General features: G+C 70.5%; 10 protein-coding genes. 7 read left to right on the top strand and 3 right to left on the bottom strand.

The genetic code is table 11. The annotated features are described in order from the left end of the window. The 4 genes from mtrB to hpf all read left to right on the top strand — a co-directional run bounded on the left by mtrB (position 1) and on the right by hpf (position 4,871). Positions 1 to 1,686 (top strand): MtrAB system histidine kinase MtrB, encoded by a 1,686-nt coding sequence (gene mtrB / locus RKD05_RS01255; protein ID WP_424707530.1) that lies wholly within the window; start codon positions 1 to 3, stop codon positions 1,684 to 1,686. Further along, entirely contained in the window at positions 1,683 to 3,341 is a 1,659-nt protein-coding gene (locus RKD05_RS01250; protein WP_424707529.1) for an LpqB family beta-propeller domain-containing protein, read from the top strand. The genes mtrB and RKD05_RS01250 overlap by 4 nt, the downstream gene beginning before the upstream one ends. A 92-nt stretch (positions 3,342 to 3,433) precedes the next feature. Then, complete coding sequence (locus RKD05_RS01245) at positions 3,434 to 4,114, top strand: ComF family protein (protein WP_424707527.1); 681 nt, start codon at positions 3,434 to 3,436, stop codon at positions 4,112 to 4,114. A gap of 94 nt (positions 4,115 to 4,208) precedes the next feature. Next, positions 4,209 to 4,871: a ribosome hibernation-promoting factor, HPF/YfiA family gene (gene hpf, locus RKD05_RS01240; protein ID WP_424707526.1), complete on the top strand. Its 663-nt coding sequence runs from the start codon at positions 4,209 to 4,211 to the stop codon at positions 4,869 to 4,871. A 63-nt stretch (positions 4,872 to 4,934) separates the two neighbouring features. Here the strand turns inward: hpf and RKD05_RS01235 are convergent, their stop codons facing one another. Further along, positions 4,935 to 6,245, bottom strand: a complete 1,311-nt coding sequence (locus tag RKD05_RS01235) for a hypothetical protein (RefSeq protein ID WP_424707524.1) — start codon at positions 6,243 to 6,245, stop codon at positions 4,935 to 4,937. Between the two features lie 182 nt (positions 6,246 to 6,427). On the opposite strand from RKD05_RS01235, the gene secA reads away from it, so the two are divergent. Both secA and RKD05_RS01225 read left to right on the top strand, forming a co-directional pair. Further along, positions 6,428 to 9,229 (top strand): preprotein translocase subunit SecA, encoded by a 2,802-nt coding sequence (secA, locus tag RKD05_RS01230; RefSeq protein WP_022878920.1) that lies wholly within the window; start codon positions 6,428 to 6,430, stop codon positions 9,227 to 9,229. Between the two features lie 113 nt (positions 9,230 to 9,342). After that, positions 9,343 to 10,569 (top strand): pyridoxal phosphate-dependent aminotransferase, encoded by a 1,227-nt coding sequence (locus RKD05_RS01225; RefSeq protein ID WP_424707522.1) that lies wholly within the window; start codon positions 9,343 to 9,345, stop codon positions 10,567 to 10,569. Between the two features lie 6 nt (positions 10,570 to 10,575). Here the strand turns inward: RKD05_RS01225 and RKD05_RS01220 are convergent, their stop codons facing one another. Continuing rightward, positions 10,576 to 10,899, bottom strand: a complete 324-nt coding sequence (locus RKD05_RS01220) for an Rv3235 family protein (RefSeq protein ID WP_424707520.1) — start codon at positions 10,897 to 10,899, stop codon at positions 10,576 to 10,578. Between the two features lie 239 nt (positions 10,900 to 11,138). Then, positions 11,139 to 11,420, bottom strand: a complete 282-nt coding sequence (locus tag RKD05_RS01215; RefSeq protein ID WP_424707519.1) for a helix-turn-helix domain-containing protein — start codon at positions 11,418 to 11,420, stop codon at positions 11,139 to 11,141. A gap of 107 nt (positions 11,421 to 11,527) precedes the next feature. Here RKD05_RS01215 and RKD05_RS01210 point away from each other — a divergent pair, with 107 nt between their 5' ends. After that, positions 11,528 to 13,024, top strand: a complete 1,497-nt coding sequence (locus RKD05_RS01210) for a sensor histidine kinase (protein ID WP_424707518.1) — start codon at positions 11,528 to 11,530, stop codon at positions 13,022 to 13,024. Positions 13,025 to 13,193 lie beyond the last annotated feature (169 nt).

Raw genomic sequence — 13,193 nt, 5'->3', positions numbered from 1 at the left:
ATGACCGGCGCGGTGCGCACGCTCCCCGTCTCCCGGGTCGGGCGGCGGACCGACTGGCGCCGGGTGCGCGACCGCGTGGCGACCCTCTGGCGGCGTTCGCTGCGATTCCGCACCATCGTGATCGCCGTCTCGCTCACGGCCGCGACCATCCTCGTCACGTGCGTCGCGATGGCGCTGGTCATCCAGAACGAGCTGTTCACGGCGCGCAAGGACCAGGTGCTCCTGGAGGCGCAGCGCGCCACCGCCGCCGCGCAGGCGACGCTCGACGCGGCGGTGGATTCCACGGACCCGGCAGCGGCGCAGACCCTGATGAACGGGATCGCCACGCGCCTGTCGCAGCAGTCCTCGAGCGACCTGATCGCGCTCTACCGCATCGGTCCGCCGTCGCCGCTCGCCCCGCAGCCCTTCATCTCGCCGTCGTTCGACTCGCACATCGTCACCGACGCCCTGCGCACGCAGGTGCAGTCCAACCCGGATCTGCAGTGGTGGCAGTCCGTGGCGCTGCCGTCCGACACGGGCCGCGAGGTCCCTGGCATCCTGGTCGGTCATCAGCTGCGGTTCCCGGCGCAGGACGGTGTCGACTACTACGAGCTCTACATGGGGTACGACCTCACCAGCGCCGCTCAGACCCTCGCGTTCGTGCAGGTGCTGCTGTGGGTGGTCGGCCTCGTGCTCGTGGTGCTCATCGGGGCGATCGCGTGGGTGGTGCTGCGCTCGGTGACCACCCCGATCGCGGATGCCGCCGAGACCAGCGCGAAGCTCGCGGCGGGGGATCTGGGAGTCCGGCTTCCCGTGCGCGGTGAGGACGAACTGGCCACGCTCAACCGGTCGTTCAACGCGATGGCCGACAGCATCGAGGCGCAGATCAAGGAACTCGCCGACCTGTCGCTCGTGCAGCAGCGATTCGTCTCCGACGTCTCGCACGAGCTCCGCACGCCGTTGACGACCATCCGCCTCGCCGCCGACATGATCAACGACCAGCGCTCGGAGTTCGAGCCGACCACAGCCCGCGCCGCGGAGCTGCTGCATGCCCAGGTGCAGCGGTTCGAGCTCCTCCTGACCGACCTGCTGGAGATCAGCCGGTACGACGCCGGATCCGTGCAGCTCGAGTGGGAGCCGACGAGCATGGCCCACCTCGCGGAGGACGTCATCGCCTCGATGGAGCAGCTCGCGCACCAGCACGGCAGCGACGTGCGTCTGGTCGCCCCGGGCGGGTACACCCCGATCGACATGGACGGGCGCCGCGTGCGACGGATCGTCCGCAACCTCCTCGGCAACGCCATCGAGCACGGAGAGGGACGCCCGATCGTGGTGACGGTCGACAGCGACCGGGATGCCGTGGCCCTCAGCGTCCGCGACTTCGGTCTGGGCATGCGACCCGAGGACGTGGAGCGCGTGTTCGACCGGTTCTGGCGCGCGGATCCGTCGCGCGTGCGCACGATCGGCGGGACCGGGCTCGGGCTGTCGATCGCGCTCGGCGACGCGCGGCTGCACGGTGGCTCGCTGTCGGTGTGGTCCGAGCTCGGCCACGGCTCGAACTTCCTGCTCACCCTGCCCCGCGACGGACGCCCGCTCGGCGGGTCGCCGCTGCCGCTCGTGCCCGACGACGAACAGGGCGGGGCCCTGGAGGCGCTCGGTCTGACGCAGCCCATCTCGCTCGGTCGACAGGGAAGGCCGTCCTCGTGAAGCGCGCGTTCGCGGGCATGAGCCTGCTCCTCGTGCTGGTGCTCTCCGCGTGCACCGGCCTGCCCACGACGGGCTACGTCAATCCCGGCCGCGGTCCGCAGGGGGATGACGCCCAGGCGTTCGCGTTCGTCCCCGACGGTCCGCAGGACGGCGCATCCCCGGCCGAGATCGTCGAGGGGTTCCTCCGCGCCGGGTCGGGCCCTGCCGACGACTGGGCGACGGCGAAGATGTTCCTGGCCCCCGGAACGTCCTGGGACCCGCGGGCGCGCGTCACGATCGACCGCCTCGCGGATCGTCGTGCCACCGCGGGTGCCGACGGCACCTCGGTCACGGTGGCGCTCTCCACGATCGCCGGAGTGGATGCCAATGGTGCCTACTCCCCGGCTGTGGGCGGGGCCACCGAATCCCTCCCGTTCACCCTCGCCCGTGTCAACGACCAGTGGCGCATCACCTCCGCGCCGGACGGTGTCGTGCTGTACGAAGAGGTGTTCCCCACCGTCTACCAGGCGGCATCCGTGGCGTACTTCGACCCCTCCTGGAGCTACATCGTCCCGGACGTCCGCTGGTTCCCGCGGCCCCTGGTCGCAAGCCGCGTGACGACCGCGCTCGTGGACGGGAAGCCCAGCGCGTGGCTCGACGGCGCGGTCAAGAACGCGTTCCCCGACGGGCTCTCGCTGGTGGGACGGTCGGTGACCCTGTCCACCAGCGGGGTCGCGCAGGTGCAGCTGCCGCAGGCGGCGCTCGGGCTGGACCGCACGACGCTCGACCGGATGCAGACGCAGTTGTCGCGCAGCCTCGCGACCGCGGGCATCAGCGACGTCCAGATGACGGTCGACGGGACCCCGATCGCCGCGACCGAACTCCCGGTGAAGGTCACCCGCGTCGACCCGTCGCCGGCCGTCCTGAACTCCGACGGGAAGTTCGGAGTGCTCAACGGCGACGCCGTCGAACCGATCCCCACACTCTCGGGCGCCGTGGAATCGCTCGCGCCCACGAGCATCGAGCTCGAGGCCGACCGCAGCCTCGCCGCCGTCCTCACTCAGCAGGGCACGGTCGCGAGCGCGCTCGCCGACGGCGGGACGTTCCTGCTCGACGACCGCGCCGGACTCCTGTCACCCTCGATCGATTCGAACGGAGAGATCTGGAGCGTCCCGCGCACCGCTCCCTCGCAACTGCGCGCCTTCTCGCCGCAGGGCGTTCCGCGAGAGATCGGGAACGCGTGGCCGGATGCCTCGGAGGTCGTGGCGTTCCAGATCTCGCGCGACGGCACGCGCGTCGCCGCCGTCGTCACGGTGGCGGGGGTGCGCGAGGTGTGGCTCGCCGGGATCGTCCGCGAAGGCACCGCCGTGAGCCTCGGCGCGCCTCACGTGCTGTCGTTCTCGGAGCCGGGCGCGTTCGACCTCGCCTGGCTGGACGACTCGACCGTCGGGGTGCTGACCACGGTGGACGGGACCGGGCATCTGGACGAACTGAACGTCGGCGGCCGCGGCACGGTCGGTCCGGTGCCCGAGGACGCGAAGGCGATCGCGGGCGGCAGCGCGAGCGTTCGGATCCTGGATGCGACGGGTCGCCTGTTCAGCCGTCGCGGCAGCTCCTGGACGCTCGTCGCGAACGACATCCGGGTCCTCGCGGTTCAGCAGGGCACCACGTCCTGACCCCTCCTCCCCGGGCTGCGGGTTCGAGGATCCGTCCACGGATGGCGCCGGGACTGTGTCGCGGACCGGCGTCCGCGCGGCATCCTGTCGCCATGGCACTCCTGGTTCCCGCCCTCGCGACCGGCGTCCGCGTCGCAGCGATCGAGGCGTCGGCGTTCTGGCTCCCCGTCGCGTGCGCCGGCTGCGGCGAGCTCGATGTCGACGTGTGCGAGGGATGCCGCGCCGGCCTGGTGCCGCGGCTGCGGCGCGACGTCCTCGTGCCCGGAGTGGAGGTCGTCAGCGCCCTCGAGTTCGACGGCGTCGTGGCCCGGATGATCCGCGCGCTGAAGGCCGAGGGACGCACGGGGCTCGCCCGTGCACTCGCTCCCGCGCTCGCCGAGGCCCTGCGCGCAGCACCCCCGGGCGCGACGGTGACCACGGTGCCGCCCTCCCGCGCGGGGGACCGTCGGCGGGGCTACCGGCCCGTGGATCTGCTCGCCCGACGCGCGGGCGCGCGCCCCGTCCCGCTGCTGCGACTCACCCGCGCGGCGGCGGACCAGCGCGGTCTCGGGCGGGCCGCCCGCCTGGCGAACGTGGCCGGTGCGTTCGCGGTGCGCGCGTTGCCGCCCGGCCCCCTTGTGGTCGTGGACGACGTGCTCACGACCGGCGCGACGCTCGGCGCCGCCGTCGCGGCGCTCCGGACGGCAGGGGTGACCGAGGTCATCGCCGTGGCTCTCGCGCGCACGCCGCGACGCAGCGGATCCACACGTGAATCGGAGGTGATTGAGACGTGACAGGGAGGTGTCCACGCGACTACCGTGGGGATGACTGAAGGCGACGGCTGTTCCGCCCTTAGACCGGGCGGAACCCGGAACAAGGAGGTCACGGATGGACACCAGCATCGTCGGCGTGGGGGTCGGTATCACCGACCGATTCCGCTCGGTGGTCGAAGAGAAGGTCAGCCGGATCGAGCACCTCGCGCCCCGCGCGAACGCGCTCGAAGTCAAGGTGACGCATCGCTCCTATCGCAACGGCCGGATGGAGGACGACACCGTTGAGCTCACCCTCGACGGAAAGGGTCCCGTGGTCCGGGCGGAAGCGACGGATGCCGATAAGTTCGCCGCTCTGGACCTGGCCGTCGACAAGATCTCGGAGCAGATACGCCGGGCGAAGCAGAAGCGCGTGGATGCCCGAAACCACCCGCGTGGTGCCAAGTTCGAGAAGGGCACCGGCGAACTGGCCGGCATCGACCTCGAGCCCGCGTCCGTCGACGTACTGCGCGCCGTCGCGACGGGATCCATTCCCGTGCAGGCGGATGCCGCCGAGGAAGAGGAGTACTGCCCCGTCGTCATCCGGCAGAAGGAGTTCGACGCCGAGTGGATGACGGTCGAGGACGCCGTCGACCGCATGGAGCTGGTCGGCCATGACTTCTTCCTCTTCATCGACGCGCGCTCCGACCACCCGAGCGTCGTCTACCGCCGCAAGGGCTGGGACTACGGTGTCATCGCGCTCGGCACGCAAGCCCCGCCGGAGGTCGCGGTCGCGTCCTGAGCCGCCAATGAGCAACGGGGCCCCGTCCAGATGGACGGGGCCCCGTCGTCGTCGATGACGGGTTCAGCCGTCGAAGATGTCGCCGAGGAGCGAGCCGATCACGAGGCCGCCGAGCATCCCCCCGACCATGTTCCCGCCGCCCATGCCGCCGCCGCGCCCGTAGCCGCCCTGGCCAAAGCCGTTGCCGCCCCAGTCGTCGGGACGGGACTGCTCGATATCGCGCTGCGCCAGTTGCAGGGACTCGGATGCCAGGCCTCCGGCGCGCCGCGCGGTGGCCAGCACGACCTCGCGCTGCTCCTCCGGGATGGGGCCGAGGGGGAGCCCCGCGCGCAGGCGTTCGGCCTCGACGAAGCGCGTGCGCGCGTCGGCGCCGATCCAGCCGCGGTGGCCGGTGATGAGGCCGCGGGCGACGGCGAGCTGACGGTCCGCGTCGTCGATCGCGTGCTCGACCTGCTGCTGGGAGGGGAGCGGCCGGGCGGCGCGCTCCCGGGCGAGGTCGAGGTCTGCGTTCGCCTGGCGGAGAGAGGAGAGGGCGCTGAACGGGTCCGTGCGGGAGCCCGAGGCGGGGAGCGCCTGGAGCTCGCGTTCGAGGCTCGCCATGGCCTGGAGCACCGTCGGCGTCTGCGGACCGCGCCGCGCTTCCACCAGGTCGCTGCGCGAATCGTCGATCACCGCGGCCAGAGTGGATTCGGCGCGGAGGGCTTCGATCTCGAAGGTGTCCACGGCATCCAGAAGCGATTCCGCCCGACGGACCGCCTCCGTCGCCGCTTCGAGCGCGACGGACGCCTGCTCGCGCTGACCGGCTTCGCGGCGGCGCTCGGACACCCCGGCGGTGTGGACGGCGAAGTCGAGCAGCTGCTGGACCTCGTCGGGGTTGCCGGCGACCTGCTGGAGGGCGGAGGGGCTGTAGCGCTGCGCGAGTCGGTCGACGATCTCGCGCGCGTGCGGCACCCGTTCGGCGAGACGGTCGCGGTCGGCCCGCACGCGAGCGAGCGTCTCGGGAGCGCGACGCACCGCGTCGATCTTCGGCTGCAGGACGAGCGTGCGCTCCTCGAGCAGATCCTCCGCCCACTGGGAGAGCTGGATGATGCGCGCGTTGCGCGTACGCAGCTCCTCCTTGGTGTCGGGGATCTCGTCGTGGTTCAACTGGTGGAGCTGGAACGCCTCGGCCAGGTGCACCTTCACCGAGTCCAGGGCGGCGGCGAGGTCTTCCGTGGCCTTGTCGCCCAGCTCGGCGCGCGCGAAGTCGAGTTCGTCGGAGGTCAGGCGGACGCGTTCGTCCGCGGCCACGATGGCGAGCTCGGCGCGACGCGCGAGATCGGCATCCGCGGCATCCTGCTCTTCGCGCTTCCTCTTACCCCAGAAACCGGCCATGGGTCGATCCTAGGCCGGGTGTCTCGGAGCGGGCCGGGTGTTCGCTCCGGGCGCGAGGGGGGCATCGGGAAAGCCAGCAGGCTCGCAGGTCACGAACCGATAACACGGATAACATGACCGTGTATGCCTGTGCGCAGGCCGGCGTCCACGAGGGCGCCGCACCCGATAGATGGAGATGCTTCGTGGCCAATCCGCTCGAGAAACTGCTGCGCGCCGGAGAGGGGCGCATCCTCCGCCGACTGCAGGGCGTCGTGAAGGCGACCGGTGCCCTCGAGGAGGACTACGAGCAGCTCACCGACGAAGAGCTGCGCAACGAGACCGTCGAGCTGCGGGCCCGGTACGAGGCCGGCGAGACGCTCGACCAGCTGATGCCGGAGGCCTTCGCCGCCGTTCGCGAGGCGGCCAAGCGCACGCTCGGCCAGCGTCCGTACGACGTGCAGATCATGGGCGGCGCGGCCCTGCACCTCGGCAACATCGCCGAGATGAAGACCGGTGAGGGCAAGACCCTGACCGCGGCCTTGCCCGCTTACCTCAACGCGATCGCGGGCAAGGGCGTCCACGTCATCACGGTCAACGACTTCCTCGCGAGCTACCAGTCCGAGCTCATGGGTCGCGTGTACCGCGCGCTCGGCATGACCACGGGCACCGTGGTCTCGGGCCAGACGCCCGACGTGCGCCGAGAGCAGTACGAGGCCGACATCAGCTACGGCACGAACAACGAATTCGGCTTCGACTACCTGCGCGACAACATGGCCTGGCGCAAGGAGGACCTCGTGCAGCGCGGTCACTTCTTCGCGATCGTCGACGAGGTCGACTCGATCCTCATCGACGAGGCGCGCACGCCGCTCATCATCTCCGGCCCCGCGTCGGGGGAGGCCAACCGCTGGTTCACCGAGTTCGCCAAGCTGGCGCGCACGCTCGAGGCGGGCGTCGACTACGAGGTCGACGAGAAGAAGCGCACGATCGGCGTGCTCGAGCCCGGCATCGAGAAGGTCGAGGACTACCTCGGCATCGACAACCTGTACGAGTCGGCCAACACCCCGCTCATCTCGTTCCTCAACAACTCGATCAAGGCGATCGCGCTCTTCAAGCGCGACACCGACTACGTCGTCATGAACGACGAGGTCATGATCGTCGACGAGCACACGGGCCGCATCCTCGTCGGACGCCGGTACAACGAAGGCATCCACCAGGCGATCGAGGCGAAGGAGGGCGTGCCGGTCAAGGCTGAGAACCAGACCCTCGCCACGGTCACCCTGCAGAACTACTTCCGTCTCTACGAGAAGCTCTCCGGCATGACCGGTACGGCCGAGACCGAGGCGGCGGAGTTCATGTCGACCTACAAGCTCGGCGTGGTGCCCATCCCGACGAACAAGCCGATGATCCGCAAGGACCAGCCCGACCTCGTCTACAAGAACGAGACGGCGAAGTTCGCGCAGGTCGTGGAGGACATCGCCGAGCGTCACGAGAAGGGCCAGCCGGTCCTCGTCGGAACGACGAGCGTCGAGAAGAGCGAGTACCTGTCGCGGCTGCTGTCCAAGAAGGGCATCCGCCACGAGGTCCTGAACGCCAAGAACCACGCGCGCGAGGCCGAGATCGTCGCGCGCGCGGGTCGCCTCGGCGCCGTCACGGTCGCCACGAACATGGCCGGCCGCGGTACCGACATCATGCTCGGCGGAAACGCCGAGTTCCTGGCGGTGTCGGAGATGAAGGCGAAGGGTCTCGACCCGGTCGAGACGCCGGACGCGTACGAGGCCGAGTGGGACTCGGTCTACCAGGCGGTCCGCGACACGGTCGCCGAGGAGGCCGCGAAGGTCACCGAGGCCGGCGGCCTGTACGTGCTCGGCACCGAGCGCCACGAGTCGCGCCGCATCGACAACCAGCTGCGCGGTCGTTCGGGCCGTCAGGGCGACCCCGGTGAGAGCCGGTTCTACCTGTCGCTCACTGACGACCTCATGCGCCTGTTCCAGTCGGGAGCCGCCGAGGCGATCCTGTCCCGCACGAACTTCCCCGACGACGTCGCGATCGAATCCGGTCTCGTCTCGCGCGCGATCAAGAGCGCCCAGTCGCAGGTCGAGGCGCGCAACGCCGAGATGCGCAAGAACGTCCTCAAGTACGACGACGTCCTCAACCGCCAGCGCGAGGCGATCTACGCCGACCGCCGGCACATGCTGCAGGGCGACGACATCGCCGACCGCGTGCAGCACTTCATCGAGGATGCCATCACCGCGATCATCGACGACCACACCAGCAGCGGTCACACCGAGTCGTGGGACTTCGACGCGCTGTGGACCGAGCTGAAGACCCTGTACCCCGTGAGCGTCACGATCGACGAGGTCGTGGCCGAGGCGGGCGGCAACAAGGGCCGCATCACCCCCGAGGGGCTGAAGCGCGAGATCATCTCCGACGCCCGCATCGCGTACGAGGCCCGCGAGGAGGCGCTCGGTGCCCCGGCGCTCCGCGAGCTCGAGCGCCGCGTGGTGCTGCAGGTGCTCGACCGCCGCTGGCGCGAGCACCTCTACGAGATGGACTACCTCAAGGACGGCATCGGCCTGCGGGCGATGGCTCAGCGCGACCCGCTCATCGAGTACCAGCGCGAGGGCTACCAGATGTTCCAGTCGATGATGGGGCAGATCAAGGAGGAGTCGGCCGGCTTCCTCTACAACCTCGAGGTCGAGGTCCGGAAGGGCGACGGCGTCGAGGGTGCCCAGGTCGAGGCCAAGGGTCTCGCCCCGGCGGCCGTCGAGGGCCAGCGCCTGGAGTACTCCGCCGCGAACGACGCCGGTGAGGTCGAGGTCCGCAACGACCGCGGCCAGGTGCAGCAGGCGGCGACCAACCGTCTGCGCCAGGCGGGTCAGGCTCAGGCTCCCGCGGCCCAGGCCGCGCCGACCGGCGCCCGTGGAGCGTTCGGACAGCGCACGGACGCTCCCGAGCCCGCCGCGAACAACCGCGCGGATCGTCGCGCCGCCGGCAAGAAGAAGTAGCGCCAGCTCGTGGATGCCGTGCCCCCGCCGCTGCGCGGGAGCACGGCATCCGTGCGTCCGGGGAGGCCACGCGTGGTCGATTGGCCGGATCGACGCGGGGATATCCTGACCTGATGAGCCCGCTGCGCCCCCTCGATCAGTCGTCGAAGCTGAAGGATGTCCTCTACGAGATCCGCGGGGAGGCCCTCGTCGAGGCCGATCGACTCGAGGCCGAGGGGCACTCGATCCTCAAGCTCAACACCGGCAACCCGGCGATCTTCGGCTTCGAGGCTCCGCACCAGATCGTGCGCGACATGATCGCGTCGGTGCCGCACGCGCACGGCTACAGCGACAGTCGTGGCATCCTGTCCGCCCGTCGCGCGATCGTGTCGCGGTACGAGCAGGAGCCCGGCTTCCCGCACTTCGACCCCGACCACGTGTACCTCGGCAACGGGGTGTCCGAGCTGATCACCATGACGATGCAGGCCCTCCTCGACGAGGGCGACGAGGTGCTGATCCCGGCACCCGATTACCCGCTGTGGACGGCGATGACGAGCCTCGGCGGCGGCACCCCCGTGCACTACCTGTGCGACGAGTCGCGCGAGTGGCAGCCCGACCTCGAGGACATCCGGTCCAAGGTCACCCCGCGCACCAAGGCCATCGTCGTGATCAACCCGAACAACCCGACGGGTGCGGTCTACTCGCGCGAGATCCTCGAGGGCATCGCCGACATCGCCCGCGAGCACTCGTTGCTGCTGCTGTCGGACGAGATCTACGACCGCATCCTGTTCGACGACGCCGTGCACATCCCCATGGCGACCGTCGCTCCGGATCTGCTCTGCCTGACCTTCAACGGCCTGTCGAAGACGTACCGCGTCGCCGGGTACCGGTCGGGCTGGCTCGTCATCACCGGGCCGCAGGATCACGCCGAGGGGTTCCTGCAGGGCATCAACCTCCTGGCATCCACGCGTCTGTGTCCCAACGTGCCGGCGCAGTTCGCGGTGCAGGCGGCGCTGTCGGGGGTGCAGTCGATCGATGCGTTGATCGCACCGTCGGGGCGTCTGCACGAGCAGCGGGACGCCGCGTGGAAGGGCCTCGAGGCGATCCCCGGTGTCTCGTGCGTGCTGCCGCGGGGTGCGCTGTACGCGTTCCCGCGGTTCGACCCCGAGGTGTACGAGATCCCCGACGACGCGGCGTTCGTGCGCGACTTCCTCGTCGCCGAGCACGTGCTGCTCGTGCAGGGTTCGGGCTTCAACTGGCCCGCGACCGACCACGTGCGCATCGTGACGCTCCCCGAGGCTCGGGTGATCTCGGATGCCATCGAGCGTCTGGGCAACTTCCTCGCGTCCTGGCGGCCCTGAGCGTTCTCAGAGCAGCGCGAGCGCGGTGACGCGCCAGCGACCGTCGAGCCCCTCGATGCGGAGCGCGATCGCCCGGGTGCGCGTGCGGGCCGAGGCGATCACGGTGGCCTCGAAGACGCCGTCGACGGGGGAGAAGAGGTGCACCGAGCGGATCGCGTGCACGTCTCGTGGTGCCGTCATGCGTCGCGCGCTTCTCGCCCGCGCGGCGAGACCGGCGCGGACCACGATCGCCCGATAGACGTCCTCGGTGGTCCATCGCGCGAGCTGCTCGGCCTCGCGGACCCCGGCGAAGACCTCGAGCACCCCGCGCACCACATTGCGGATGAACACTTCGGCGGAGGGGAGCTCGTCCGACGAAGTTCGCTGGGGCGCGAAGAAGGCGTCGGATCGAACGGCGGTTCGGGACGTCGATCCACGGGGGAGCGGAGCAGCAGGCATAGCGGGGGGAAACTTCCGTGTGTCGTGGTGCCGGGGGACAGTGGCACGACGGTAGGACGGAGACGACCGGTGAAGCCAACCGAGCCGGAGCGCGCGAATCGAACGAGTCGGGGGTGAAACGCGGACGACGGTCAGTCGGGATGACGCACGTCGCCGTGCCCCCACAACTCCGGGAAGCTCGCGGCCTGCGACTGATCCCAGAGTGCGGTGCGGCGGACGTTTTCCGCCTGGTCATCCAGGTAATCCTCGACGCTCGCGAGCTCGATGCGCCACTCCTGCCCCGGGCCGACGCGCACCCCCCGGATGCGACCCTCACCCACGAGCGAAAGCACGCTCGGTACATCGATCCCCAGCATCCGGGCGACGGATTCCGGGGACGCGAACCGGTCAGGGGGTGACGGCGCCTCGGGCACGCGATCATTATGTCCCCCGAGTTGCCGGGGCGACCATTTCACCCCCGTACTTCACCCGGCACGACAACCGGCCCGGCGCGACGGCCCGCGCGGCTTAGGGTGAGAGGGTGTCGACACTCAGCGAACTCGTCTACGCCCAGGGCCGCTCCAGCGAAGCCGACGTCGAGTGGCTGCATCGGCTCGCCGGCGACGGCCAGCTCCTCGCCGACCTCGCGTTCGCCGACATCGTGATCTGGGTGCCCACGCCCGACGACTCGTTCGTCGCCGTCGCGCACACCCGACCCGGGGGAGCGGCGACCCTGTTCTACCGCGACATCGTCGGTGACCGCGTGCGTCCGCAGTGGCGCACCCAGGTGCGCGAGGCGTTCCAGAGCGGACGCATCGTGGACTCGGCATCCCCGGACTGGTTCGAGGAGACGCCGACGCGCGTGCGCGCCGTGCCGATCGTCCGCGAACTCTCGCGCGAGGGCCACGCCGTCACGACCGTGGGCGTCCTCACCCGCCACACCAACCTCGGCGAGACCCGCACGCCCTCGCGGCAGCAGATCACCTTCAACGACTGCGCCGACGACCTGTTCGGCATGATCGCCTCGGGCGAGTTCCCCGACCTCAAGGCGCCAACCTCGCCCCGTCGCGGTGCCCCGCGCGCCTCCGACGGTCTCATCCGCCTCGACGTCGACGGCATCACGACGTTCGCCAGCCCCAACGCGCTCTCGGCGTTCAACCGCATGGGCTTCGACGACGAGCTCGAGGGGGAGTCCCTCGCCGAGGTCACCGAGCGCATCCTCCCCGCGAAGCGTCAGGACGTCGACGAGTCCCTGCCGATCGTCGTCACCGGCCGAGCCCCGTGGCGCGCCGACATCGAGGCGCGCGGCGTGCAGGTGTCGCTGCGCACGATCCCGCTCCGCGACCGCGGCACCCGCATCGGCGCGATCGTGCTGAGCCGCGACGTGACCGAGATCCGGCACCAGGAGCAGGAGCTCATCACCAAGGACGCGACGATCCGCGAGATCCACCACCGCGTCAAGAACAACCTCCAGACCGTGGCATCCCTCCTTCGCATCCAGGCGCGGCGGACGCACTCGGACGAAGCGCGGGATGCCTTGACCCAGGCCATGCGGCGCGTGTCGGCGATCGCGGTGGTCCACGACACCCTGTCGGAGGGCCTCGCGCAGAACGTCGACTTCGACGACGTGTTCGCCCGCGTGCTGAAGCTCGTCGCCGAGGTCGCGGCCGCGCCCAACACCCGCGCGCGGACGCGCAGCACGGGGCGGTTCGGCACTCTCCCGAGCGAGTACGCGACGCCCCTCGCGCTGGCCCTCACCGAGCTCGTCACCAACGCCGTCGAGCACGGCCTCGCCGGTCAGGAGGGCGACGTCGAGATCTCCGCCGAGCGCGGCGACGAGATGCTCGAGGTGCGCGTGCGCGACACGGGCGTGGGGCTGCCCGAGGGGCAGGTGGGCCGTGGTCTCGGCACGCAGATCGTGCGCACCCTGATCCAGGGCGAGCTCGGCGGCACCATCGACTGGCACACGCTCATGGGCAACGGCACCGAGGTGACCATCGAGATCCCGCTGCGGTACATCGACCGCGCCAACGCCTGACCCGGCGCTGCCTCCGCGATTCGCGCAACCTCAGCAGCCTTCCGCACGCCCGGGCTGATTCTGGGCGGATCACTGAGGTTGTGTCGCGCGCGGCCCGGAGCGGCGCCCGGCGCTGCCTCCGCGATTCGCGCAACCTCAGCCGCTCGCCACCGTTTCGCGCTGAGCGAGC

Source organism: Microbacterium sp. SLBN-111, from assembly GCF_049739645.1.
In the GTDB taxonomy this organism is placed as follows: domain Bacteria; phylum Actinomycetota; class Actinomycetes; order Actinomycetales; family Microbacteriaceae; genus Microbacterium.
The sequence above is the reverse complement of the archived record's forward strand: the minus strand, read 5'-3'. Positions and strand labels throughout refer to the sequence as shown.